This is a genomic window from Spirosoma gilvum (assembly GCF_054776815.1).
Genome location: NZ_BAAHBH010000009.1, coordinates 85,692 through 109,769, shown reverse-complemented (window position 1 = coordinate 109,769; position 24,078 = coordinate 85,692). Strand labels below are relative to the sequence as shown.

Genomic DNA, 24,078 nt, shown 5'->3' with positions numbered 1-24,078 from the left:
TTTCCCTCTTCCTGTTATTGGAACGCCTTCTCCTTTTTTGCCAGGAATGGCATCCAACTTTGTTCAATAGAGCCAGAAAATTCGCGTAAAAAAACCAGAAACGTAGGTTTGAACGGTTTCTGGCGCAGTTTCATGTTAGCTTCATCGGGCGTATAGTCGCCTTTCCTCGAGTTACAGCGTTTACAGGCAGTAGCGAGGTTATCCCAACTGGTTTTCCCTCCTCTCGATTTGGGCAGCACATGATCCAGCGTCAGGTCATCTGTGGTACCGCAGTACTGACAATGATGGCCATCTCGCTTAAAGATATTTTGCCGGGTGAGCATGACGCCTTTGTAAGGCAGATTGACGTACCGATGGAGCCGGATCACGGACGGCATCGGAAACTCAGCGGAGACAGTTCGAAGCGTGAACTGCTCAGATTCGGCAACAAGTTCAGCTTTGTCTAAGAAAACCAGCAAAAATGCTTTAGGAACGGAGCAGATGCTGAGGGCACTGTAATCTTGATTTAAGACTAATACTTTCCTACCCATATCGCGTTTAGATGCCTCTGTACGAAAGCAAGTTACAGAGTTATCTACATAACGACAAGAGTTTAGAAAAATTTAAATGAATGGAGAAGGCAGAAGGGAAAAAGGAGAAAGGCTTCAACGAAAATTCCTTCTCCTTTTTCCCTTCTGCCTTCTCCATTTACCTTAGTACCTCTCCCGTTGCAAATCCCGCTCCACGTCGCGCTCTTTGATGCTTTCGCGCTTATCGAAAAGTTTTTTACCCTTCGCCAGAGCGATTTCAATCTTGGCAAAGCCCCGTTCACTCGTGAATAACCGAACAGGCACGATGGTCAGGCCCTGATCTTTCAACTTTTCAGTAAGCCGTTTTATTTCCCGTTTGGTGAGCAGTAGTTTTCGATCGCGAAGGGGTTCATGATTATAGTGCGTGCCTTCGGTATAGACCGAAATGCTCATTTGTCGAATAAACAACTCGTCGTTATGAATCAGGCAGTAAGCGTCCTGTAAGTTCACTTTCCCCTGCCGGATGGATTTTATTTCGGTACCTGTCAGAACGATACCTGCTGTATAGGTTTCTAAAAACGAATACTCGAAAGACGCCCGACGGTTTCGGATATCAACCTGTTTAACAATCGAAGCTGATGCCATGTAATGATATAGGATGTAGGATATAAGATGTAGAAGCCTTCTGTTGAAGGCGCTACATCAAAAATTAAATCTAGTTTTCCGATTATTAGCTAACCGGGTAAGACCAACAACGTTGAAATTTTACGAGAGGTTTATAATGCGCAGAAAATTTCGGACTTGAATGCAAACAAACCCGACCTACTGATGAACGCATCCAGTAAGCCGGGTTTGTAACAATAAAGGCACGTATAACCTACTTTTTTGTCTGTTTTGCCTGATACTCCTTGTTCAAGCCATCCAGAACTACTTTCGTCTGGTCGGCATCTGGATTAGCAAACAGAATCCCCCCGCCTTTCGTGTAGCCGAGCACAAATTCGTATTTGTTCTGAGCGTTTACTTTTTTGAGGTAGCTGTAAATCTCATCATACAAATCCTTGTTTTTCGACTGCTCTTCGAGAGCCAGATTTTGAGCAGCGCGGTCGCGGTATGCCAGAATATCCTGCTGTTCTTTCTGCAAAGAAGCTTCCGTAGCACGACCTTGTTCCTGGGTCATGGTGGCAGCACGCTGCTGGAAAAAGGCAACTTTGTTCTGCAAATTCCGCCCTTTGGATGCTATGTCATTTTCTAATTGAAAGCGCTTACTTTCCAGCACTTTCTGAGTGTCTTTAAAGTAATCGTATCTGTTCAGCAGCGAATCGACATTTACATAGACGATGGATTTACCTTTCGCTTCGGCCGGAACATTAACACTCGGAGCGGTTTCGGACTGAGGTCCTTTAAAGTGCAGGTAGTACAGTACAGCTACGGCAATCGTCAGGATGACGTTTAGGATTAACGAGGCATTCTTCACAGGAAATAATTCAGTTAGTTTCAGTTTATCCTACAAAGATAGAGGAATTTACGAACGGTCGGCACGGGCCGCCCCACGCCGTTGCGGTTACTAGCTACGTGCCGTGATTTGATTTTGAGTAGCCTGACGAACAAAATAGCCTGACAGACCAGCCAGCCCACCAACCAATCCGCCCACGATAGCCGTTACCAATCCCGGAAGAATAGGACTGTTTGTTTTGAATAGCAGTTCGCTCATGCGTCCGGTGAAGATGCCATCGGTCTGAGAATGGATCATTACAGCATACGCCAGCCACACAAACGCTACCCCATAAAATCCAGCAAAAAATGCCTGGCCTGCACTTGGAGTACGCCATAAACAAACCAGAAAGGCCACTACAGCCAAACTCCACCAGGGCAGTACAAGCTGAGCCAGCAAACTTAAAACAGCAATAAGAATTATCTGAATCATGATAGTAAGGCGGCTGGAAAGCCGCCGATTGAAGCATTTAAAAGCAGCTTTCCAGCCGCCTTATTTTAAAATAAGTTTCTGCTTTACACGCGGGGTTTTATCCTGAGCGGTTTGTAGGTAAAGCAATTCGTTTAGTTGGCCTGTTCGCCAGGTTTCCAGCAGGTCCTGATAATGCGGACTCCCCGGATTACCTGACTGTCCGCCCGGATACACGCCGTATGCTTTGGGCTGAGGCCCAAGTGCGACCACCATACGCCAGGAAGGCCCTGCTCGTTCGCTGGTAGCATTCACAATCCCCCCGCCACCACCAATTTGTACATTCAGCGCACTGAACGCATCGACTCCGGGCAATAGGTGTCGGATTGATGTGCTTTTATGCGGCCCCCAGGCCCACGACTCTCCGAATGATCCATGTTTTTTAGTCAGTGTATCGCAGGCCGCCTGAAAGCTTTGTGTCAGTATATCGGTCATGCGCTCACGAGCCGGTGTTTTTACATTATCGAACCAACGGGCTTCCGGGTCACGCTGCATCATAGTCAGTGTACGGTCGAAGGTCGGGTTACGCATTGGCAACGAGTCGCCCATGTCGAACTCATCGGCCCAGATGGCTTCCAGTAACCGCTGTGTCCACTCTGTAAAGATCGTTGCTCCCGTTTCGGCTACATCATTATTCATCTTCCACGCTTTTACCGCAGCTAATGCTTTCTTTTGCTCCCCACTTAATCGACTCGCATTAATGCTCGGCAACATAACTGGCAGTGCATCGGCTGCTCTTAGATTAAAGTTGTCGTTTTGCAGCATCCGAAGGCTATCGATTGTTGCCTGTTGCATGACTGTCAGCCGTTGGTTGATACGACGACCGCGTTCCGCCGGAGCAAATTGCCAGTTGATATAATAGGGATAGGTTCGGTCGGTCGAAAACTGGTTGGCCGAACTAACAAACCCTCTGGGCGGATTCTTCACCAATGGGTTCTGATCAGCCGGAATAAATCCATGCCAGTCGTCAGCCGGATCAGTACCATCCAATAGAAACTTACCCTGATCCATCCATTTCAGCGGATAACGACCATTGGGCGATATAGCTATATCATTTTGATTGCTGGCAAATATAAAATTCTGAGCTGGTGCTACATACAGGGCTAATGCCTTCCGATAGTCATCAAAATTTTTAGCCCGATTCAACCCATAAAAACAGGCAATGTCATTGGATCGCTCATGCGCAATCCAGCGTGCGGCATAGCCAACCGGAATATTTTTTCGAAACGCCTTGGCGCCCGGTAGATAAACCACAGGTCCATGGTGGGTATAGTAAACGGTATCGACAACATCGGGCTTGCCTTTGACCTTAATGACTTCGATACGACTTCGGGTAGGCTTCCATTTTTTGTCATGCCAATATTCCTTATGTGTGGCATCCCTGAACTTTACAGTATAAAAATCCAGCACATCAGCCCCTACGTTGGTAACTCCCCAGGCCACATCCTTATTGAAACCAATAATTACGTTCGGTGAGCCGGGCAAGGTCGCTCCATACACATTGACCGTAGGCGAAACCAACTGCATCTGATACCAGATCGACGGTAAGCTCAACGTCAAATGCGGGTCATTGGCCAGGATAGGATGGCCGGTGGCTGATTTTGATGGGCCAACCGCCCAATTGTTCGACCCGATTTCGGGATTGGGTCGCCGAAATCCAGCATCAAACCAGGCAATCATGTCGTTGATTGTCGTATCGTTAGGTGGAGCTGGAATAGGCGATACCGGTTTAAAATTCCAGGGAGTGCCCGGCGGAATAATTGGGTCTTCGCGAGTGGGATAATCCGGGAATAGATCGGCGGTAATAACCGAACCATATTTCCGTAAGATGTTGGTCATCAATAAGTCATCGGCCCCGCTGGCCAGGGTGCTGGTCATTTGCTTCAAAAGCTGAGCACATTTGAGTGGAGTCCAGGGCTCGGGCGCATAACCAAGCAGTTTGTACTCAATAGGGTATTTGGCAGATGACAACTGACTGATCCAGGCATTAACGCCCGCCGTGTATGCGTCCAGAGCAGCTCGCGACACGGGGTCAGCCTGCATCCCTTTCAGCGTTTGCTCGGCTCCATACCCCATACCCATATGCCGGTTGAAGCGATCCAGTTCAAGCGCCCGATCACCAACCAGTTCGGATACTCGTCCGGCCGCTGCGTGCGTCTGAAACTCCATCTGCCAAAGCCGATCGCGAGCAGTCAAGTAACCCTGAGCAAAAAACAGGTCATGATCATTCTGGGCGAATACGTGGGGGACACCTTTATCGTCAATCAGAACCGTTACGGGAGCCTGTGTTCCTTTTATTGTAACCTCTTGATCGGTAAGCTTTGCTGATTCTGCGTTTTGCCAAAAACCGACAAAAGGACTTAGTAACGGACCAAAAGCCGGGATACCTCCCCAGGGCCTGTTTAAGCCCCAAATCAGTAGAATAGTTAATAGAGAAACAACAATAGCTTTAGTGTATCGCATAGGTAAGTTAAGGAGCGTGGGCTTGTTTTCATGCAAGTTTACTATTGCACTCAACAAATAAAAAGTATTCTTTTATTTACCAGATTAAATCGGTTATATTTGTGCATCATAAGGCCTCGAACACCCATTTTAACGACTATTGTTTCCACTCATCTGGTGACAAAACGTATGGATCAGACCGATACAGCAGTAACGCTTCGTTTACAAAAAGACGGCAAAATGGCGTTCGACACCCTGTTTCGGAGTCTTTATACAGGTAGCGTTGCTCTAGCGTATGTAAACGACCTCTCCTGGGCCAACTACACTTATCCGCCGATCTCATCGGGACTTCATGCCCGAAATAGATATAGTATAATCCGTTAACAACTAGTCAGCAACAGCCATGTATCAGGTAGTAGACACCATCAGCGACAACAACCGGGAGCTTTTAGCCACCGAACAACCGCTTGCCCTGGGTGAGTATAGCTCAGTAGTTCGTGACGGATTACGTCAACTTTCTGTTCAGCGTCGGTTAGTTTTTACGCTCCGCTCTGAACAGGGCCTTACCACCGAAGAAGTGGCCGAAAAGCTTCAGATTTCAGTTAGCACTGTGAAGGATCAATACTACCACGCCTGCCGGTTCCTGCGCGACTATCTACGTCAGCATGCCGGTGTAAAAGCCATGCTGGTGGTAATGACTACTTTCTGCAACTAATTTCAATTTTCCTGCTTGTTGTTAACCTACTATCTACTTGATCGTAGGAATAACCTTTTTTACTGATTCAGTTATCACTTAACGCCCGCCTGTTGTTGGCACTATAGCTGTTTGACGCTTATTTAGCTGAACAAATCGGCTTTATAGATGTTCTTACACCACATATAGCTATGCCCACCTGTTTACTTTTTATTTTCCTATTCGCTGCTGTACTTACTCCCATTGCCCCCGATTTCGATGTTCAGGGCCATCGGGGTTGCCGTGGGCTTATGCCTGAGAATACAGTTCCAGCTTTCCTGAAAGCACTGGATCTTGGCGTTACTACCTTGGAAATGGATGTGGTTATTAGTAAAGATAAGCAGGTAGTAGTCTCGCATGACCCGTATTTCAACGCCGATTTCAGTATTACGCCCGAAGGAAAACCAGTCAGTAAGCGTAATCAGAAGAGTATTTTGCTCTATGGACTCAACTACGCCGATATTCAACAGTACGATGTTGGTTCAAACGGCAACCCGGCTTTTCCTGAACAGCAAAAGCTCAAAACGTATAAGCCTTTGCTGAGCGAAGTTATTGATGAAGCCGAAGCGTATCGAAAAGCCAAAAATCTGCCCCAGTTTGCTTACAACATCGAGCTCAAGAGTGAGCCGTCAGAATATAAAATAAGTCAGCCGGAGCCGGCCGCTTTCTGTGAGCTGGTCCAAACCATTCTTAAACAGAGTCTTACTCTCGACAGAGTAACTATTCAAAGTTTTGACTTTGCCATATTACGGCAGTGGAAACGAGGAGCTGATGCAGGTAAATATCCTAAAGTAAAGTTGTCGGCACTGGTCGAAAACCTTCGCAGCCCTGAGAAAAACATTGAGGACCTGGGCTTCAAACCAGATGTATATAGCCCCTACTTTCGGCTTATCAATCAGGATAAAATTGCCCGGCTACATGATCAGGGGATTCAGGTAATTCCCTGGACAGTCAACCAACGAGCTGATATGGTTCGACTGAAAGAGTGGGGTGTCGATGGGCTCATCACCGACTACCCCGACCGGGCCAAAGGATTATAAATCAACCAGAATAGTTATATATTTGAAACCCCAGCCTATTCACTAAAGTTGTATTGCTTATTTTAGCCCCATGACTTTGCTAAACACTACGCTTAAATGGCTTCTTCAACGGCGCATTCCACGCATTGAAGCGATGATGCAGCAGCCCGGCGTGGTGCAGCATCAGGTGTTTCGGCAACTCATTCGGGCTGGACGTCGGACAGAATGGGGAAAAAAGCACCAGTACAAATCCATTCTAAGCGTACAGGATTTTCAACGGCAAGTGCCGGTTTCGAGTTATGAGGACCTGTTTCCTTACATTGAGCGGGTACTGAAGGGCGAAAGCAAGGTTCTCTGGCCTTCTCCGGTGCGCTGGTTTTCCAAATCGTCAGGGACGACAAACGCCCGTAGCAAGTTTATTCCCGTAACCATGGAATCGCTCGACGAGAGCCATTTTAAAGGCGGGAAGGATATGATGGCGATGTATATTGCCAACAACCCGAATAGTCGGGCCTTCGAAGGCAAAGGGTTATCCATTGGTGGAAGCCTTCATCCAAACCCATATAGTTCCAACAGTGCCGTGGGCGACGTATCGGCTGTTGTTATGAAAAACCTTCCCAGTTGGGCGCAGTATATTCGTACGCCTTCGCTACAGGTTGCGCTCATGGACGAGTGGGAGTCGAAGCTGGAACGGATGGCCGAAATCACAGCCGCAGAAAATGTAACCAGTATGCTCGGCGTGCCGACCTGGGGCATGGTACTCATTGATAAAGTGCTGGCACGAACGGGCAAATCAAATATTCTGGAAGTATGGCCCAACTTTGAAGTGATGATGCACGGAGCGGTAAACTTCCAACCTTACCGGGAATTGTTTCAACAGCAGGTGTTCCCTTCGGCTCAGGTTCGGTATCAGGAAATTTACAATGCCTCCGAAGGCTTTTTTGCCATTCAGGATGATTTAAACCGGGTAGGCGAAATGCTTCTGATGCTGGATTACGGCATTTTTTACGAGTTTGTTCCCATCCACGAAGCCGACCAGCCTTTCCCGAAAGCACTAACCATTGAAGAGGTCGAACTAGATAAAAATTACGCGCTGGTCGTGTCGACGAATGGCGGATTATGGCGATACAAAGTCGGCGATACGGTTCGGTTCACGTCACTCTATCCGCATCGCCTGAAAGTCAGTGGAAGGACGAAGCATTTTATCAATGCCTTTGGGGAGGAAGTGATCGTTGAGAATGCCGAAACAGCCATAACCAAAGCCTGTGAAGCTACTGGGGCCGTTATATCAGACTATACGGCGGGGCCAGTTTATATGGGCAACGGTAGCAACGGTTGTCATGAATGGGTGATCGAATTCACGCATGAGCCGAATAGTCAGCAGAAATTTGAGCAGATCTTAGATGAAACGTTGCGGCAGATCAATTCAGACTACGATGCCAAACGCTACAACGATATGGTACTCAAGCGACCTCGAATTCATGTAGCACCACCCGGCACCTTCTATGCCTGGATGAAACAGCGGGGCAAATTAGGCGGTCAGCATAAAGTACCCCGACTGGCGAACTCCCGCGAATACCTGGACGATATTTTGGGGCAGGTTCTTGAACTATAACGCGTTTCTCCCATCTATCTGTTAGCTTCAGAAAGCCAGTGGAATTGGCGCTCGGCTAACTGAAAACGACGATTCTGCCGTTTGAGGGCAACAATTACCGAATCGTTCCGAATTTTCCCTCGCAACAGAATATGGTTCGTGTCCGGCATGGTATACTGCATCGTAAAGAGTGACGTAGTATCCGTTGCAAATTTTTTGAAGGCAATGGTATGGTACAGCGAGTCAAGCTTGTAGCTGAAATACGCCCGCCGATAGCGCTGCCGAAACAGGGTATCCGCGGTTAGGATACTGCCCGACGTATTGGTCTCAAACACCACATCTTTCCAGCGTAAACTATCGACCGGACTTCCCTGAAACTGGTCGACCGAGAAGAAGCCGGTTGCCAGTTTTTTAGGGGCAGGCCCCTGATTTGAACCGGCTGCGAACTCATAAAAAGGCATGATCAAAAACAGAATAACAAAAGCCGCTTTTAAGGCTAACTGCCCTCTTTTCGACCATTTTCCAGGTAATGTGTAGTGAATAGTTGGTTGCGTCGGTCGATTGAAGATGAAGAAATCAAGAAGCCGTTTGGCATCGCCCAGCAGTAGAAAATTACTGAAAAGGAACAGATGAATCGAAAACAGCTTGACGGGAATGTCGTAGCATAGGTTCATCATCATGACGTTCAGAAAAACGCTGGCTGCAACAAAAGCGCCCAATGTGCTGGTACGTCGGAAGAATAACAAAACACCCGCTACGGCCTCTACAGCTCCTGAGAAAAACTGGTAAGGAGTCGAATACCCAATAAAATACCACGAAAACCGCATGGGCAGTAAATCGCCTAACGGCGTGGCCAGCGCACTTAGTGGCGGGAAAATCATCTGCTGGCCAAACAACTTGATAACTCCATATCTCAAGGCCACCATTGCCACATAATACCGAACCGCTACCAATAGCCAGTAATAGGCAACCGTATAAGTAGAGCGCTTACCGAAAACTGTCCAGATGATCGTTCCAACGACAGCCGTCAGGATAAAGAAGCAAAGCTGCGCATATCCATAGGAAGTATCACCGCTCCCATTTAAGGGCACCAGGACATCTTTAACATGAAAAAGATAGGTGTTAGCTAAATTGACGAGCCAATTTTCTGCTTTTTCATAGAACTCATTAAGCCAGTTCAGGACGGGAATATTGCCCAGCCAACCGAGGGGCGACATATACAGGATCAGATATATACAGCTAAATCGGAAGAGTACCTTACGCCACCAATCCCAGCGATCAGCTGACGGCATCGACATCGTTGTCATAAATGAGTAGGCTTTCAGAAAGAGGTTGAACTGCAATCAAATATAACAAAAGGTCCTGATCGTAAGCCACTAAGTCAGCCAATACTGGTTACCTTTGCACTGAACGAAGCATCCGACTCCGCTGTTTTATAGACAAACGATTCTTAATACATAAAGACGAGTATCGGGTTTGCTGATGCATGAGCATCGCCGATGTTCATCTGTTTTTGTGCTCTATGAAATCTTTCGACATCCCCGAATACTACCGCAGCCGAATTATTACTCCTCTGAAAGAATTCCGTCGGAAGCGAGACAAACTAAAGCGTGATTTCACCCCTACCCTGCTTGATTTTGGCCCCGTTCGGGTGTTGCTCGCGCGTCATTTCGGTTTCTGTTATGGGGTCGAAAATGCCGTTGAAATTGCGTATAAAGCCATCGCCGAAAACCCGGATAAACGGATTTTTCTGTTGAGCGAAATGATTCATAACCCCGATGTGAACGGAGATTTACAAAGCCGTGGAGTTCGCTTTCTGATGGATACCAAAGGTCGTCAGCTTATTCCGTTCTCCGAATTGAATCCTGACGATGTGGTGATCATTCCGGCATTTGGCACCACGCTGGAAACGCAGCAACAATTGGCGGCATTAGGCCTGGATGTAGTAAAGTATGATACGACCTGCCCTTTTGTCGAGAAAGTCTGGAACAAAGCCGGTCAAATTGGTCAGAAGAACTATTCGGTTATTGTTCACGGCAAACCCAGCCATGAAGAAACCCGGGCTACGTTCTCGCACAGTAAAGAGATGGCTCCCACAGTTGTGGTGAAAGATATGGTTCAGACCCAGCGTTTGGCTAAGTACATAACCGGCGAACTACCTGCTGAAGCCTTTTACGATGAATTTGCCGGGCAGTATTCCATCGGTTTCGACCCTACTCGCGACCTTCAGCGAATTGGCGTAGTCAACCAGACGACGATGCTGGCATCTGACACGCAGAGCATTGCCGATTACCTGAAGCAGGTCATGATTCAGCAGTACAACCTGACGGACGAATCTGTTGACGCGCACTTTGCCAACACCCGTGACACGCTCTGCTATGCCACCAACGACAATCAGGATGCAACGTATGCTCTGTTGACAAACCAGGCCGATTTTGCGGTGGTTGCTGGTGGCTACAATTCATCCAATACGTCGCATATCGTGGAATTGTGCGAAGCGAAACTACCGACCTATTTCATTGAATCTGAGCACAAAATCTTATCCGACAAACTGATTCGCCATTTTGACCATCATACCAAACAGGAGGTAACTACCGAGAACTTTATTCCAGCCCATCGACCCGTTACCATTCTGCTTACGTGCGGAGCTTCCTGCCCAGACGCTATCGTGGAAGGTATTCTTCTGAAATTTGCCAGCTTTTTTCCCGATAGCAAATCGATTGACGAGGTATTGGAAACCATTATGCAGTAAAACAGCCATTTGGCAGATTACTGAACCTTTATAACCATCTCCCGGCTCTCATTGCGCAGCCGGTCCAGGGCCGTAATCGCGTACAAATATTTCTTTTTCGGATCGGCGGTCTTGTCGACAAAGCGGGTCGTGCCTTCGCCAATACAGTGCGCGACAATATATCGAGGGTCATTCAATAGTAGGTGAGGCCGTCGTCCCTCAAATCGATATACCAGATACGCTTCGGCCCCGTCGCCATCGCTGGCTTCAGGCGATTGCTCCCAGAATAATTCGACCCCTTCTGGAGTAACAGCTGCTTTCAAATCGCGGGGGGGCAACGGTGGAATGCTATCCAGCCAGGGCATAGTCGGAGCCAGCGCCAAATGTCGATAAAACGTTGTTTGCAGCGAATCGCGAATGGCCAGCGGATTCAGTTTCAGATTTTTAGCACTGAATAAAACACTACCCTGTACCGCTTTCTGTTGCCGATTGTATCGGAACTGGTTCGGAAACTCGTTAGCGCGCCACCAACCCGGATCGCGTTCGGAGCCGCGCCCAACCCGATAGGCTCCGTGTCCGATATACAAATGCACTTTCCCTGTATTTCGACACCACCAGTCAACGAGCGTCTTATAAGGTACCCGCCCAAATTCGGAGCTGAAGTATACCTGAGGAACTATATAATCGATCAGTCCTTCCCGTACCCATTTACGCGTATCGGCATACTGATCGTAATAGGCCTGTCCTCCGTTTGTAGCTGACCCTTCGGGGTCGCTGGCCTGATTTTTCCAGATACCAAACGGGCTGACACCAAATTTTATCCAGGGCTTGTTCTCCCGAATCGAATCCCGCAGCTCAACAATCAGCCTGTTGACATTGTCGCGTCGCCAGTCCGCTTTTGTTTGGCCATTGTTATTAGCCTGATAGGTAGCATCATCGCGAATAACCTGTCCGGGTTCGGCATACGGATAAAAATAATCGTCGAAGTGAATGCCATCAACATCGTACTCCCGCACCACATTAGCCACAATCCCGGCAATGTAGGAGCGCACAGCGGGTATGCCCAGGTTAAATAATTTCTTACCCCCATAGGTCAGTAGCCACTCTGGCTTACGGTACATAATATTAGACGGCGCAATGCTGGAATATTTGCTGAATGACGCCCGATCAAGATTAAACCAGGCATGAAACTCAAGCCCACGCTGATGCGCCTGTTCAATCATGAACTCCATGGGGTCGTAAAACGGATTGGGTGCTAGTCCCTGCTGCCCTGTCAACCACTCCGACCAGGGTTCCGAGCTTTTAGCATAAAATGCATCGGCTGCCGAACGAACCTGAACGATCACCGCATTTAACCCCATTTGCTGATACATGTCGAACATTTCAACAATCTCACGTTGCTGATCGGCAACGGGCAGTCCTTTTTTACTGGGCCAGTCTATGTTATCGACTGTGGCGATCCAGACCGCCCGAAATTCTCGTTTGGGTGGGGCAGGTGTTGGAAAGGTAACCTCATCATAGCCGAGCGTATCGGCTGGAGGAGTTACCACGGCCGTGGTTGGCTTGGGTGTCGTCGTTTTGGGTGGAACAGGTTTCGGAGCAGGCGGGCGCGTGGTTGGTTGAGCCAAACGAACGGAGGGTCGTCTGGCCGCAACCGGAACAGGTTTGGACTGACGGCAACTTACCCAGACGAGAATTCCGAGGAATAGGGTAAAAAAAGCAAACGAACGCATTCGGAACAGTGGATTAACCAACAAAAATAGCCATAGTCAAGTATACTCAAGCTTATAAAAAAGTCTTTTTGACGTAGGCTTGACCATATCCTTACTACTAACGCTATTTATTGCCGAAGACGATAAACTGAAGGTCTATTTTTTGCGTACTTACCAGAAAATCACCACATAATAAAAAGCCTATTTGGCAACCAGGCCAATTCGCTAAATTTTGTGCCGCGTATCAGGACAATACACTATATTTGTTTCGCTTTTTGGAAAAATTCAGTATGTTTTAAGAATTTTCTATTGCAAAAGAGGTAGCTTTGCACCGTCTTGTCAATAAATTTCAACAGACTACACTATTTATGTCGGCACAGAAATTAGATCAGATAGATCGCCACGTATTAGAAATACTACAAGCAAACGCTAAAATCACCAACGCACAACTTTCCAAGGAAATTGGTCTTTCGCCCGCTCCAACACTCGAGCGCGTAAAAAAACTGGAAACATCTGGCATTATTCAGAGTTATCATGCCCAGTTGAATCGGGATAAAATCGGTCTTGGCGTTACCACATTCGTTATGGTTACGCTGGTTGGTCATAAAAAGGATACCACCATGTCGTTCGTTGATCGGGTCAATCAAATTCCCGAAATCATCGAATGCCACCACATCACTGGATCAGGCGACTTTCTGCTGAAAGTAATCGCTAAGGACATTTCGTCGTATCAGGCCCTGATGCTGGACGTAATCAATGAAATTGATGAGGTAGCCAGCACCCAAACCATGGTGATCATGTCGACCTTCAAAGAAAGTAAGGTGTTGCCTATTCCATAGGGAATGATGAATTATGAATGATTAATGATAAACTACGGGCTCGTTTTATTCATCATTAATCATTCATAATTCATCATTAACTCCGTTTTCTCCTTTCCTCCCGTCTGGCCTTTTTGGCGTCTTCCAGCGCCTTTTTCGCTTCTTTATGCTGGCTGGACTTCCGATCGGCTTTGTCTAAGACTTCTTTATAATACGTCTGCGCCAGGTCGTAATTTTTCTCGTCCGTAGCGATTTTAGCCAGACCCAGCACCGACGACCAGTAGTAACCGGCATTCGTTGCGTTCGTTTGCTTCGCGAAATCAATCGCCTGCTGATAATACTTCTTAGCCTCCGCCGGATTTTTATAGAACAAATGGTTGATGTAGGCCAGAATATAAGCCGCTGTTCGCCCACCGACCGCTTCGTAGCCCGATTGCGACCGACTGATTTTCTCCAGCATATCTTTTGAAATACGTTCTGCTTCGTTCAAACGTCCCGTAACAAAGGCCGACCGGGCGAAGTACCGCTCAAAAAATGGGTTGTCGGGATACTGCTCATTCATGTACTTCGACAACTCGTAGGCTTTGTCGTACTGGTTCTCCATACTATAGATTTGAACCAGAAAGTAACGGGCTTCCACACGCGTGTAAAAAGCTGTATTGGCCGTTTTTTCCAACTCTTTGATACCGCTCGCTTTATTGCCTTTCGGAAAAAAGATCAGAATGGGTTTCAGCAGCGGATAGTTTTCGGGAATCCACTGAGCATAGTAGTTATACATTCCATCGCCGAAGAGCAGCTCGGGACTGAAATCTGCATTTCCCTTACATTTTTCGAAGTATTTCAGGGCGTTTTTACCAGCAAACGTCGCCTTTGCCCACTTTTTCCGTTCAGAGTAAAGTCGACTCTTAAAGGCGTAAGACGCAGCCAGAAAAAAGGCGGGCTCGAGCTTATTGTCACTTTCCTCGTATAGCTTCTCCGCCAGTGTGATGGTCGAATCCATGTACATCAGGCAACGATCATCGTAGTCTGTGACATCGGTGTTTGGAACAATCTTCCACCATTCGGCCAGGCCCATCAGAAACGTAGGCATCGGGTGGTTCGGATAGCGGATACGCAACCACTTAAATTCTTTATCGGCATCGTAGAATTTATAGTTGTACATCTGGTTGATCGCTTCCGCCGACTCGATCTGCACACCGGGGTGCTTTAGCAGACCATCATATTTCTTATCGAAAGCCGACGGGTCGTAAAGCTGAGCCTGAACCAGAAAAGCCATGCTCATCAGCCATACCGTCAACAGGAGTTTTTTCATTAGCCTTCTTTATTGTTTCTTGTTGAATTCCAGTCATTAACGATTTTACTGGTTTATCCTATTGTGGAAAAGCTAAGGAACCTTCGCGTCTCCACCCTATCCAGTCAATTTCGTTCTATCCCTATCAACGCAATCGGGCATCAGTCCGTTTGCAAACTGTTATTTTTACCAGCATTTTTTGTCAGCGATCTAGGTATACCCGTATCTTTGCGGCCCCACAGACGCCAATACAATGACCGTTAACGACAAAACGTTTGTCCCTTTTATCCCCGCAGAATCCATCCAGAACCGGATTCAGGAATTAGCCAGCCAGATCAATCAGGATTATGCCGACAAAAAGCCCCTTCTGGTGGTCATTCTAAACGGAGCATTCCTGTTTGCTGCCGATCTGATGAAAAACCTGACAGTCCCTTGCGAAATCACGTTTCTGCGGGTATCGTCGTACAAAGGCACCTCGTCGACAGGCCAACTTAAAGAGATTCTGGGGCTTACCGAACCTATTGCTGATCGAGATTTGATTGTGGTGGAAGATATTGTGGATACCGGCCGAACCCTCAACGACATCTGTGAACAACTCCGCGCCTACCAGCCTTCATCACTTACGATTGCCACCCTCCTTTTCAAACCGAAAGCCTTGCAGAAGCCGATGAAACTGGACTACGTGGGTTTCGAAATCGAGAATCGCTTCGTGCTCGGCTATGGCCTCGATTATGACGGTCTGGGCCGAAATAGTGCTGATATTTTGGTACTTGAGTAATATAGTAGTTAGGAGCGAGGAGTGAGGAGTGAGAATGGCTGACGCATTCAAAAAATACGCGTCAGCCATTCTCACTCCTCACTACTCGCTCCTAATTACTTATCTATCCACTTCCCCCATCACCACATCGATTGAACCGATAACGGCTACCAGATCAGCCAGCATAGCTCCCCGGCTGATTTCGCTAATGACAGACAAGTTATGAAAGCAACATGACCGGGCTTTGCAACGAACGGGTATATCTGACTTTCCATCCGTTCGGAAGAAAAATCCCAGTTCTCCTTTGGCGCTCTCTCCCCGAACGTAAAAATCCATCGCCTTCGGACGAATTTTCTTGGGAACAACCGCCTGTGGGTCATAATCACGCGTGCGTCGATAATCGGTGGTCAGTTTCTCGATGCATTGTTCCACTATACGGATGGATTCGTAGCATTCCAATACGCGAACGTAATTACGGTCCCAGCAGTCGCCAACCGTTCCCATTTTCCCTTCACCAATAGGAATAGCAAAGTCTAGCTCAGGGTAGACCGAATAACCATCTACCCGGCGCAAATCGTATCGTAACCCAGAGCCACGCAGCATGGGTCCGGTACAACCATAATTAATCGCAACTGGAAGTGGCAAAACCCCTACGTTAGCGGTCCGTTTTATAAAAATTTCGTTTTCGATCACCAGTTGCTGCAATTCCAGCAATTTCGGTTTCAGGTACGTTACAAACTCCTGGCAACGTTCTTCGAAACCAACGGGCAGGTCGTAAAATAAGCCACCGACCCAAATATAGTTGTAGAGCATCCGGGCACCACTCACCCACTCCAGCATTCGAAGAATATGCTCCCGGTCGCGCATGAGCCAGAGAAACGGTGTGTAGGCCCCTATATCGAGCGCATAGGTGCCGATACCGACCATATGAGCCGCAATTCGATTCAGTTCAGCCACCAGCACCCGTATATATTCTGTGCGCTTCGGAATATCGTTCTGAATACCCAGCATCCGTTCGACGCCCATCACAAAAGCATGTTCGCAATTCATAGCGGCCAGGTAATCGAGCCGATCCACAAATGGAATTGACTGATTGAATGGTAAAGACTGAGCATGTTTCTCGAAACAACGGTGCAGATAACCCAGGTGCGGCACAACGTCCCTGATGATTTCGCCATCCGTTACTACTTCAAGTCGCAGAACGCCATGAGTTGAGGGGTGTTGCGGTCCCATATTAAGCACCATCTCGCCTTCGCCGAGCATATCCGACCGATATACATTCGGCTCGGAAGCCCGAAAATGGCCCGGCGCATATTCGTATTGAATTGTTGTTGTCATGTTTGACTCAAACCACCTAAAGCGAAGCCCGTAAGAACAGCTTTCGAACTAAATATGAAATCGCCTGATTCTGAATTTATGAGGCACGTCATCCCTCAAAGGTCGCCAGCTAACGACCGAAAGTCAAACCAGAACAAAAATTCCGACTTAATTCATTACAAATCATCTGTTTTTCTAAAAAACTATTGGCAATCAAAAAGTAATTCCGTACCTTTGCGCTCCTTATCGAGAAAACGAACGTTTAGCAATGGCAAAGAAAGGCGCCAATAGAATCCAGGTTATTCTGGAATGCACCGAGCAGAAAGACAGCGGTGTACCCGGTATGTCCCGGTACATCACCACGAAAAACCGGAAAAATACGCCGGCTCGTATTGAGCGGAAGAAATACAATCCGTTCCTTAAAAAAGTAACGCTGCATAAAGAAATTAAGTAATCAGTCGATTGTCGTTAGTCAATAGTCATTAACTTGCTATCGACTGACGACTGACTACTAACGATTATATAGACATGGCAAAAAAGGTAGTTGCAACCCTGAAAACGAAGGATAACGGTAAGGCATTTGCCAAAATTATCAAAGCCGTTAAATCGCCAAAAACCGGCGCTTATACCTTCAAAGAAGAAATGGTTCCTATCGATGACGTTCAGGCTGCGCTTAAAAGCTAGTTTGTTTTCATCAATCGTACAGCGGAGCATTTCCAGCAAAGACGTTTGTCCCACAGCCTTTACCAGGCTCTGTGGGACTTTTTTTGTTAGAGTTTTGTTGAACAGAGTCGTCAGGCATTAGCTAATATCGTTAGTCTGCTTTTATACCTATATCGCCGACTAATGTAATTGACTGACGACCTGCGACTAATGACTACTATTTATGGCTCTATTCGGCTTATTCTCGAAAGAAAAAAAAGAAACCCTCGACAAAGGTTTGGAGAAAACGAAGGACAGCTTCTTTTCTAAACTAGGCCGGGCTGTTGTTGGCAAAGCGACCGTTGACGAAGAAGTACTGGACGAACTGGAAGGTGTTCTGATCTCGTCGGACGTAGGCGTTGAAACCACCGTCAAAATCATCCGCCGGATTGAAGAGCGGGTCGCTCGTGACAAATACATGGGCACCAGCGAGCTCGACCGTATTCTCCGCGAAGAGATTGCCTCCTTACTCTCTGATAATAATACCAGTGATGTATCGGATGATTTTGAGTTACCGGCCACCAAGAAACCGTATGTAATTATGGTAGTTGGTGTCAACGGCGTTGGTAAAACAACGACCATTGGCAAACTGGCAGCTCAATTCCATAAACGAGGCAAACAGGTCGTACTGGGCGCTGGCGATACCTTCCGGGCAGCGGCCGTCGATCAGCTTAAGCTCTGGGGCGACCGGGTTGGAGTACCTGTCATCTCGCATGGCATGAATACCGACCCTTCGGCGGTTGCGTACGATGCCGTAAAAAAAGCAACCGATATGAACGCCGATGTGGTCATTATCGATACCGCCGGTCGACTGCATACCAAAGTCAACCTGATGAACGAACTGACCAAAATTAAACGGGTCATGCAAAAGGTTACTCCTGACGCTCCGCATGAAGTATTACTGGTACTGGATGGCTCAACCGGTCAGAATGCGTTTATCCAGGCCACCGAGTTTACAAAAGCTACTGAAGTAACAGCTCTCGCCATTACCAAGCTGGATGGAACAGCCAAAGGAGGAGTCGTAATTGGTATTTCTGACCAGTTTAAAATTCCTGTCAAATACATTGGTGTCGGCGAAAAGATCGAGGACCTGCAAACCTTCAACAAGATGGAGTTTGTCGATTCGTTTTTCAAGAAATGACACGGTTTATCTCCTACCACCATGCGATAATTTGGGCTTCACTATTCTTTTGCCTATTAATATCTCCTTTGGTTTTTGCTCAAAAACAGTCTAACGCTAAGCAGTTCAAGAGAAAAGCCTTTCAAGGTATTTGTGGAACCGTTCTGATTAAAAAAGGCAATCAGATGCCTGGCCCAGGCAAGTCTGCTTCCCAGGGAGCGCCTGAAGTACGTGAAGTGCTGATTTTTCCCCTACTCAACATGAATCAGGTGAAAATGGGCGATAATGGATTTATTGATTCCGTGGGGAATATAAAACCAGTAAAAACCGTTAAATCTGACAAGTCCGGCAAGTTTTGTATTAGCCTGCCTGTCGGTCACTATTCGGTAGTGGTGCGTGAACCTAAAGGGCTCTACGCCAATCTATCCGATACGCACAATAATCTTTTTCCGGTCAATGTTCGGAAGAATACCCGCGCTGACATAAAGATTGAAATTACCCATCAGGCGGTATTTTAGTGTAACGCGGACATCCTGTCCGCCTTGTGAATTTACAGCGGACAAGATGTCCGCATTACAAATGAAAACCAAAGGATCACGTACTAATAAAATCAACATCGTCACGCTGGGCTGCTCGAAGAATCTGGTGGATTCGGAAGTGCTGTTTACTCAACTGAAGGGCAACGGCATGGACGTAACGCATGAATCGAAGAAAGACGACGCTAATATTGTGGTTATCAATACGTGCGGCTTTATCGACAATGCGAAAGAGGAATCGATCAATACCATTCTGCGCTATGTCGATGCTAAAGACGCGGGTATGGTCGACAAAGTGTATGTAACGGGTTGTCTTTCGCACCGCTACAAAGACGAACTCGAAGTAGAGATTCCCGATGTCGATGCCTGGTTTGGTACGAACGAGATGCCTCGGTTGCTGAAAACCCTCCGCGCTGATTATAAACATGAACTTGTTGGCGAACGACTGCTGACCACGCCTGCCCATTTTGCTTATCTGAAAATTGCCGAAGGTTGCGACCGGCCCTGCTCGTTTTGCGCCATCCCGCTTATGCGCGGAGGCCACATTTCCCGCCCGATGGATGAGCTGGTGACCGAAGCTAATTCACTGGCTCGCCGGGGTACCAAAGAACTGATTCTGATTGCTCAGGATTTAACCTATTATGGGCTTGATCTTTACAAAAAGCGCAATCTGGCTGACCTGATCAATCGACTGGCCGACGTAGAAGGTATCGACTGGATTCGGCTACAGTACGCCTATCCATCCGGTTTTCCGCTGGAAGTACTCGATGTAATGCGCGACCGGCCGAATGTGTGCAACTACCTGGATATGCCGCTTCAAACCGGCTCAACCGAGTTGCTGAAATTGATGCGTCGGGGCATAACCCGCGAAAAAACCGAAGCCCTAATCGAATCCATCCGGGCCAAGGTTCCTCATATAACCCTACGTACTACACTGATTGTTGGCCATCCGGGCGAAACCGACGCCATGTTTGCCGAGACCTACGATTTTGTCGAACGGATGCGCTTCGACCGGATGGGCGTGTTTACTTATTCACACGAAGAAAATACGCATTCGTATTCCATGCCCGACGATGTACCCACTGACATAAAACAGGAACGCGCCGACGAACTCATGGAACTTCAGCAGGGTATTTCGCAGGAACTAAATCAGCAAAAAGTCGGGAAAACGTACAAGGTATTATTCGACCGAAAAGAAGGAGGCTACTTCATTGGTCGTACCGAAGCCGACTCTCCGGAAGTCGATAACGAAGTACTGATTCCGGCTAGCCAGTATGTTCGTATCGGCGACTTTGCCAACGTCCGAATCGACCGGGCTGAAGATTTTGATTTATACGGCACTGTTGTGTAAACTAGCATGATATGCCCCTTTTTTGTCATTCCGACGGAGGAGGAATCTCAAAGTCGCTCATTAGTCAAGCCTGAGATTTCTCCTCCGTCGAAATGACAAAAGCATCTAGTCGAACCTTGCGGGGCCTTCTGTTGTTGAGCCGATAAATCCCAACTTCGTTCCGAATGGACTGTCAGTACCTGCCGCTTAGCTCTACCGGCCAGTTTTCGTCACTATTCCTTGACTACATTACTAAATCTGCTTCTCTAGCCCCTTTTTACAATCGTTTCCCTGAGATTACGGCTTTTGGCGATCAGCTTAAAGAAAAATCGCTCGATGAATCAAAACGGCGTATACTGGTGGATGCATTAGAGCGGCAATACAGCTCGCTCAGTAATAAGCCCGACTTTTCGATACTGCTTCAGCCTAATACCTATACGGTTACTACGGGTCACCAGCTTAATATTTTTACGGGTCCGCTGTACATCATTTACAAGCTGATCACGACCATCAATCTGGCCCGGAAGCTTAAGGAGACGTATCCCGAGTATAACTTCGTGCCGGTATACTGGATGGCAACCGAAGATCATGACTTCGCCGAGATCAACCACTTTTCGATGTTCGGTCGGAGCTATACCTGGCAAACCGACCAGCGCGGAGCCGTCGGCCGAATGAACCCCAAAGAGCTAGCCACACTTTTCAAGCAGATACCCGAAAAACTGTCTCTGTTCGAAGAAGCGTATTTAAAGCAGGATACGCTGGCCAATGCCGCCCGCTGTTATATCAATGAACTGTTCGGAGCCGAAGGCTTGATTTGTCTGGATGCCGATGATGCCGAACTCAAACGTGTTTTCGCGCCCGTCATGCGGGATGAACTGCTGCATCAGCACTCTGGTGAGCTAGTACAGCAACGGACAGAGAAACTGGAAGAACTGGGTTACAAAACGGTTATCGCCCCTCGTGACATCAATCTGTTTTACCTGGACGACCAACTTCGCGAACGCATCGAGCGGAAAGACGATGGGAGCTATCGGGTAGTGCATACTAAACTCGTATTTTCGGAAACAGAACTATTAAACCGGCTCGACGAACACCCGGAACAGTTCAGTCCTAATGTCGTTTTGCGGCCACTTTATCAGGAAACCATTCTACCCAATCTGGCGTATATCGGTGGTCCATCAGAAGTGCCGTACTGGTTGCAGTTGAAAGGCGTATTCGAGCATTTCCAAACGCCTTTTCCGATTCTGATGCCCCGGAATTTTGCCCTATATGTTCCATCGGTGGCCAACAAACGCATCTGTAAACTGGGACTTACACCCGAAGAACTGTTTCAGGATACGCTCAAACTCAAGCACGAGTACATCGAGCATCACGCCCGCCATACGCTCAAGTTCGACAACGAAAACAAGGTGGTCAATAAGGCGCTGGACGCCATTCTTCACAAAGCGCAAATGGTTGACCCTACGCTTGAAAAAGCGGTGCTAGCCGAAACAAAGCGGTTTGCCAATGCCATTGCCCGATTGGAGAAGAAAATGCGACGCGCTGAAGAACGGAATCAGGAAACGGGCGTTCGGCAACTACTGGCCGTTAAGGGCGAGCTTTTCCCCAATGGTGGATTACAGGAACGGAGTGAAAATTTCCTGACATTTTATTTGAACGACAAATCGTTTTTGCAGAAAATGCTCTCTGTCTTCGATCCTTTCGATTACCGAATGCAGCTTTGCATGGAATAACCCTGCCGAATGACAAAAGCCGAGCTACGTCGCCAAACTCTGACTGAACGTAAGCAGTTGACTGAAGTAGAAGTCAGCCAACGAAGTCAATCGATTGCCCGGCTGTTTTTCGACTTTCTGACTCAATCGGATGGGGTTAATAAGCCGTTGTTGATTCATTGTTTTCTACCCATCCAGCACCAGAAGGAGGTCGACACCTGGCTGATTATCCGTCCACTTTGGGCGTCATACCCAACCATTCAGGTAGCCGTTTCCGTAACGGATATAGCTACCCATCAGCTTCGGCATTATCCGTTAACACCAACTACGCCGTTGCTCGAAAATCGTTGGGGCATTCCTGAGCCCATTGTTTCCGGCCAATCAGCCATTCAAAGCGACCGATTCGACCTGGTGCTGGTGCCCCTACTTGCCTTTGATCGGGATGGCAACCGGATAGGTTATGGAAAAGGATTCTATGATCGTTTTCTGGCCAACTGCCGACCCGATTGCCAAAAGATTGGTCTATCCTTATTTGAGCCAGTTGCCCACATAGAGGACATTGAACCGACAGATATTCCACTAAACACTTGTATCACGCCATCGAGCATCTGTTTTTTTTCGTAATAATTCTCCTGTGCGTCAAAGTTTTGGCGTAATTTTGCACTCCAAAATTGTAATGCGGGTGAAAACCCGCCTTTAGTACGTTAATTAAACAATTCAACTGCGGGTTTCTGCCCGCGCTACTACAATGAAAATCGCAGTCGTTGGAGCTACTGGCTTGGTCGGTAGCGAAATCCTGAAAGTGCTGGAAGAACGCAACTTCCCCGTGTCTGAACTCATTCCCGTGGCCTCCGAGCGTTCGGTTGGTAAACAGGTTGAGTTCAAGGGTAAACCCTACACGGTGGTTAGTTTCGAAGACGCCATCGCTGCCAAACCTGCCATTGCGATTTTCTCGGCGGGTGGCGGAACGTCGTTGGCCCTGGCCCCCAAATTTGCCGAAGCCGGTATCGTAGTTGTCGATAATTCGTCGGCTTGGCGGATGGACCCAACCAAAAAACTGATCGTACCCGAAGTAAACGCTGATGTACTGACTTCGGACGACAAAATCATTGCTAACCCCAACTGTTCGACCATCCAAATGGTGGTAGCCCTGAAGCCCTTGCACGATCGCTATAAAATTAAGCGGGTGGTGGTTTCGACCTATCAGTCGGTAACGGGCACAGGGAAAGCCGCTGTCGATCAGCTTTTTGCCGAACGTAAAGGCGATCATGATTCGCCGAAAGTATACCCGCACCCAATTGATTTGAACGTGCTGCCCCACATCGATGTATTCCTCGACAATGGGTATACCAAAGAGGAAATGAAGATGGTGAACGAGACCAAGAAAATTATGGGTGACGATTCCATCAAGGTAACCGCTACTACGGTTCGTATTCCAACCATTGGTGGTCACTCGGAAGCCGTTAATATTGAATTTGACAATGAATTTGATCTAAGCGATGTGGTTGATATTCTGAGCAATACCGAAGGCGTAATCGTTCAGGACGATCCACAGAATAAAGTATATCCAATGCCGCTGACGGCACATGGCAAAGATGAAGTGTTTGTGGGCCGTATCCGTCGGGATGAAAGCCAGCCTAAAACACTGAACATGTGGATCGTAGCCGACAACCTTCGCAAAGGAGCCGCTACAAACGCCGTACAAATTGCTGAATACCTAGTAAAACACAATCTGGTAGAAGCCGAATCTGCTGTGGCGTAACCGTTCTTTAGTGATTAATGACCATAAATCCCG

Annotated in this window: 24 protein-coding genes; 15 read left to right on the top strand and 9 right to left on the bottom strand. The window is 47.6% G+C overall.

What is annotated here, in order from left to right; genetic code table 11:
- Positions 1–14: 14 nt before the first annotated feature.
- From ACYVFD_RS22765 to ACYVFD_RS22745, 5 genes are all read right to left on the bottom strand, one after another.
- Entirely contained in the window at positions 15–530 is a 516-nt protein-coding gene (locus ACYVFD_RS22765; protein ID WP_461092811.1) for an HNH endonuclease, read from the bottom strand.
- Between the two features lie 162 nt (positions 531–692).
- Positions 693–1,154, bottom strand: coding sequence for an SsrA-binding protein SmpB (gene smpB / locus ACYVFD_RS22760; protein WP_461092810.1), 462 nt, complete (start codon positions 1,152–1,154; stop codon positions 693–695).
- Positions 1,155–1,386: 232 nt separating this feature from the next.
- Positions 1,387–1,983, bottom strand: coding sequence for an OmpH/Skp family outer membrane protein (locus ACYVFD_RS22755; protein WP_461092809.1), 597 nt, complete (start codon positions 1,981–1,983; stop codon positions 1,387–1,389).
- Between the two features lie 90 nt (positions 1,984–2,073).
- Positions 2,074–2,433 carry a hypothetical protein gene (locus ACYVFD_RS22750; protein ID WP_461092808.1) on the bottom strand — a complete coding sequence of 120 codons (360 nt, stop codon included), beginning with the start codon at positions 2,431–2,433 and terminating at the stop codon, positions 2,074–2,076.
- A gap of 60 nt (positions 2,434–2,493) precedes the next feature.
- Positions 2,494–4,932: a penicillin acylase family protein gene (locus tag ACYVFD_RS22745; RefSeq protein ID WP_461092807.1), complete on the bottom strand. Its 2,439-nt coding sequence runs from the start codon at positions 4,930–4,932 to the stop codon at positions 2,494–2,496.
- Between the two features lie 168 nt (positions 4,933–5,100).
- On the opposite strand from ACYVFD_RS22745, the gene ACYVFD_RS22740 reads away from it, so the two are divergent.
- From ACYVFD_RS22740 to ACYVFD_RS22725, 4 genes are all read left to right on the top strand, one after another.
- Positions 5,101–5,295: a hypothetical protein gene (locus ACYVFD_RS22740; RefSeq protein ID WP_461092806.1), complete on the top strand. Its 195-nt coding sequence runs from the start codon at positions 5,101–5,103 to the stop codon at positions 5,293–5,295.
- 19 nt (positions 5,296–5,314) lie between these two features.
- The gene (locus ACYVFD_RS22735) at positions 5,315–5,626 is read left to right on the top strand and encodes an RNA polymerase sigma factor (protein WP_461092805.1); all 312 of its coding nucleotides are present in this window, start codon (positions 5,315–5,317) and stop codon (positions 5,624–5,626) included.
- Positions 5,627–5,796: 170 nt separating this feature from the next.
- Positions 5,797–6,684: a glycerophosphodiester phosphodiesterase family protein gene (locus ACYVFD_RS22730; protein WP_461092804.1), complete on the top strand. Its 888-nt coding sequence runs from the start codon at positions 5,797–5,799 to the stop codon at positions 6,682–6,684.
- Between the two features lie 70 nt (positions 6,685–6,754).
- Entirely contained in the window at positions 6,755–8,278 is a 1,524-nt protein-coding gene (locus ACYVFD_RS22725; RefSeq protein WP_461092803.1) for a GH3 auxin-responsive promoter family protein, read from the top strand.
- A 14-nt stretch (positions 8,279–8,292) separates the two neighbouring features.
- Here ACYVFD_RS22725 and ACYVFD_RS22720 read toward each other — a convergent pair whose 3' ends face one another.
- Positions 8,293–9,564 carry a hypothetical protein gene (locus ACYVFD_RS22720; RefSeq protein ID WP_461092802.1) on the bottom strand — a complete coding sequence of 424 codons (1,272 nt, stop codon included), beginning with the start codon at positions 9,562–9,564 and terminating at the stop codon, positions 8,293–8,295.
- Positions 9,565–9,779: 215 nt separating this feature from the next.
- Between ACYVFD_RS22720 and ACYVFD_RS22715 the strand changes: the two genes are divergently transcribed.
- Positions 9,780–11,009, top strand: a complete 1,230-nt coding sequence (locus ACYVFD_RS22715) for a 4-hydroxy-3-methylbut-2-enyl diphosphate reductase (RefSeq protein WP_461092801.1) — start codon at positions 9,780–9,782, stop codon at positions 11,007–11,009.
- Positions 11,010–11,026: 17 nt separating this feature from the next.
- Here the strand turns inward: ACYVFD_RS22715 and ACYVFD_RS22710 are convergent, their stop codons facing one another.
- On the bottom strand, positions 11,027–12,721 hold the full coding sequence (locus tag ACYVFD_RS22710; protein WP_461092800.1) for a glycoside hydrolase family 10 protein: 1,695 nt from the start codon (positions 12,719–12,721) through the stop codon (positions 11,027–11,029).
- A gap of 347 nt (positions 12,722–13,068) precedes the next feature.
- Between ACYVFD_RS22710 and ACYVFD_RS22705 the strand changes: the two genes are divergently transcribed.
- Complete coding sequence (locus ACYVFD_RS22705) at positions 13,069–13,539, top strand: Lrp/AsnC family transcriptional regulator (RefSeq protein ID WP_020598533.1); 471 nt, start codon at positions 13,069–13,071, stop codon at positions 13,537–13,539.
- Positions 13,540–13,615: 76 nt separating this feature from the next.
- On the opposite strand, the gene ACYVFD_RS22700 is transcribed toward ACYVFD_RS22705, so the two are convergent.
- A complete protein-coding gene (locus tag ACYVFD_RS22700; protein ID WP_461092799.1) occupies positions 13,616–14,830 on the bottom strand; it encodes a tetratricopeptide repeat protein in 1,215 nt (404 codons plus the stop codon).
- 232 nt (positions 14,831–15,062) lie between these two features.
- On the opposite strand from ACYVFD_RS22700, the gene hpt reads away from it, so the two are divergent.
- Positions 15,063–15,587 carry a hypoxanthine phosphoribosyltransferase gene (gene hpt / locus ACYVFD_RS22695; RefSeq protein WP_461092798.1) on the top strand — a complete coding sequence of 175 codons (525 nt, stop codon included), beginning with the start codon at positions 15,063–15,065 and terminating at the stop codon, positions 15,585–15,587.
- 99 nt (positions 15,588–15,686) lie between these two features.
- On the opposite strand, the gene ACYVFD_RS22690 is transcribed toward hpt, so the two are convergent.
- Positions 15,687–16,904 carry an NADH-quinone oxidoreductase subunit D gene (locus ACYVFD_RS22690; protein ID WP_461092797.1) on the bottom strand — a complete coding sequence of 406 codons (1,218 nt, stop codon included), beginning with the start codon at positions 16,902–16,904 and terminating at the stop codon, positions 15,687–15,689.
- A gap of 247 nt (positions 16,905–17,151) precedes the next feature.
- Between ACYVFD_RS22690 and rpmG the strand changes: the two genes are divergently transcribed.
- The 8 genes from rpmG to ACYVFD_RS22650 all read left to right on the top strand — a co-directional run bounded on the left by rpmG (position 17,152) and on the right by ACYVFD_RS22650 (position 24,045).
- On the top strand, positions 17,152–17,337 hold the full coding sequence (gene rpmG, locus ACYVFD_RS22685; protein WP_012929817.1) for a 50S ribosomal protein L33: 186 nt from the start codon (positions 17,152–17,154) through the stop codon (positions 17,335–17,337).
- Between the two features lie 74 nt (positions 17,338–17,411).
- A complete protein-coding gene (locus tag ACYVFD_RS22680; protein WP_080053913.1) occupies positions 17,412–17,567 on the top strand; it encodes a DUF4295 domain-containing protein in 156 nt (51 codons plus the stop codon).
- Between the two features lie 202 nt (positions 17,568–17,769).
- Entirely contained in the window at positions 17,770–18,726 is a 957-nt protein-coding gene (gene ftsY / locus ACYVFD_RS22675; protein WP_461092796.1) for a signal recognition particle-docking protein FtsY, read from the top strand.
- The gene (locus ACYVFD_RS22670) at positions 18,723–19,223 is read left to right on the top strand and encodes a hypothetical protein (RefSeq protein ID WP_461092795.1); all 501 of its coding nucleotides are present in this window, start codon (positions 18,723–18,725) and stop codon (positions 19,221–19,223) included. The genes ftsY and ACYVFD_RS22670 overlap by 4 nt, the downstream gene beginning before the upstream one ends.
- A 61-nt stretch (positions 19,224–19,284) precedes the next feature.
- Complete coding sequence (rimO, locus tag ACYVFD_RS22665) at positions 19,285–20,592, top strand: 30S ribosomal protein S12 methylthiotransferase RimO (RefSeq protein ID WP_461092794.1); 1,308 nt, start codon at positions 19,285–19,287, stop codon at positions 20,590–20,592.
- A gap of 164 nt (positions 20,593–20,756) precedes the next feature.
- Complete coding sequence (gene bshC, locus ACYVFD_RS22660) at positions 20,757–22,304, top strand: bacillithiol biosynthesis cysteine-adding enzyme BshC (protein WP_461092793.1); 1,548 nt, start codon at positions 20,757–20,759, stop codon at positions 22,302–22,304.
- A 9-nt stretch (positions 22,305–22,313) separates the two neighbouring features.
- The gene (locus ACYVFD_RS22655; protein ID WP_461092792.1) at positions 22,314–22,907 is read left to right on the top strand and encodes a 5-formyltetrahydrofolate cyclo-ligase; all 594 of its coding nucleotides are present in this window, start codon (positions 22,314–22,316) and stop codon (positions 22,905–22,907) included.
- A 124-nt stretch (positions 22,908–23,031) separates the two neighbouring features.
- A complete protein-coding gene (locus ACYVFD_RS22650) occupies positions 23,032–24,045 on the top strand; it encodes an aspartate-semialdehyde dehydrogenase (protein WP_461092791.1) in 1,014 nt (337 codons plus the stop codon).
- Positions 24,046–24,078 lie beyond the last annotated feature (33 nt).

What these genes read in the sequence shown, in the direction of transcription:
- ACYVFD_RS22715 (WP_461092801.1), top strand. Translation starts at nt 9,780, where the DNA reads ATGAAATCTTTCGACATCCCCGAATACTACCGCAGCCGAATTATTACT.
- smpB (WP_461092810.1), bottom strand. Translation starts at nt 1,154, where the DNA reads ATGGCATCAGCTTCGATTGTTAAACAGGTTGATATCCGAAACCGTCGG.
- ACYVFD_RS22765 (WP_461092811.1), bottom strand. Translation starts at nt 530, where the DNA reads ATGGGTAGGAAAGTATTAGTCTTAAATCAAGATTACAGTGCCCTCAGC.
- ACYVFD_RS22710 (WP_461092800.1), bottom strand. Translation starts at nt 12,721, where the DNA reads ATGCGTTCGTTTGCTTTTTTTACCCTATTCCTCGGAATTCTCGTCTGG.
- ACYVFD_RS22670 (WP_461092795.1), top strand. Translation starts at nt 18,723, where the DNA reads ATGACACGGTTTATCTCCTACCACCATGCGATAATTTGGGCTTCACTA.
- ACYVFD_RS22690 (WP_461092797.1), bottom strand. Translation starts at nt 16,904, where the DNA reads ATGACAACAACAATTCAATACGAATATGCGCCGGGCCATTTTCGGGCT.
- hpt (WP_461092798.1), top strand. Translation starts at nt 15,063, where the DNA reads ATGACCGTTAACGACAAAACGTTTGTCCCTTTTATCCCCGCAGAATCC.
- ACYVFD_RS22740 (WP_461092806.1), top strand. Translation starts at nt 5,101, where the DNA reads ATGGATCAGACCGATACAGCAGTAACGCTTCGTTTACAAAAAGACGGC.
- ACYVFD_RS22730 (WP_461092804.1), top strand. Translation starts at nt 5,797, where the DNA reads ATGCCCACCTGTTTACTTTTTATTTTCCTATTCGCTGCTGTACTTACT.
- ftsY (WP_461092796.1), top strand. Translation starts at nt 17,770, where the DNA reads ATGGCTCTATTCGGCTTATTCTCGAAAGAAAAAAAAGAAACCCTCGAC.
- ACYVFD_RS22705 (WP_020598533.1), top strand. Translation starts at nt 13,069, where the DNA reads ATGTCGGCACAGAAATTAGATCAGATAGATCGCCACGTATTAGAAATA.
- ACYVFD_RS22680 (WP_080053913.1), top strand. Translation starts at nt 17,412, where the DNA reads ATGGCAAAAAAGGTAGTTGCAACCCTGAAAACGAAGGATAACGGTAAG.
- rimO (WP_461092794.1), top strand. Translation starts at nt 19,285, where the DNA reads ATGAAAACCAAAGGATCACGTACTAATAAAATCAACATCGTCACGCTG.
- ACYVFD_RS22725 (WP_461092803.1), top strand. Translation starts at nt 6,755, where the DNA reads ATGACTTTGCTAAACACTACGCTTAAATGGCTTCTTCAACGGCGCATT.
- ACYVFD_RS22720 (WP_461092802.1), bottom strand. Translation starts at nt 9,564, where the DNA reads ATGACAACGATGTCGATGCCGTCAGCTGATCGCTGGGATTGGTGGCGT.
- ACYVFD_RS22650 (WP_461092791.1), top strand. Translation starts at nt 23,032, where the DNA reads ATGAAAATCGCAGTCGTTGGAGCTACTGGCTTGGTCGGTAGCGAAATC.
- ACYVFD_RS22745 (WP_461092807.1), bottom strand. Translation starts at nt 4,932, where the DNA reads ATGCGATACACTAAAGCTATTGTTGTTTCTCTATTAACTATTCTACTG.
- ACYVFD_RS22750 (WP_461092808.1), bottom strand. Translation starts at nt 2,433, where the DNA reads ATGATTCAGATAATTCTTATTGCTGTTTTAAGTTTGCTGGCTCAGCTT.
- ACYVFD_RS22700 (WP_461092799.1), bottom strand. Translation starts at nt 14,830, where the DNA reads ATGAAAAAACTCCTGTTGACGGTATGGCTGATGAGCATGGCTTTTCTG.
- ACYVFD_RS22735 (WP_461092805.1), top strand. Translation starts at nt 5,315, where the DNA reads ATGTATCAGGTAGTAGACACCATCAGCGACAACAACCGGGAGCTTTTA.
- rpmG (WP_012929817.1), top strand. Translation starts at nt 17,152, where the DNA reads ATGGCAAAGAAAGGCGCCAATAGAATCCAGGTTATTCTGGAATGCACC.
- ACYVFD_RS22655 (WP_461092792.1), top strand. Translation starts at nt 22,314, where the DNA reads ATGACAAAAGCCGAGCTACGTCGCCAAACTCTGACTGAACGTAAGCAG.
- bshC (WP_461092793.1), top strand. Translation starts at nt 20,757, where the DNA reads ATGGACTGTCAGTACCTGCCGCTTAGCTCTACCGGCCAGTTTTCGTCA.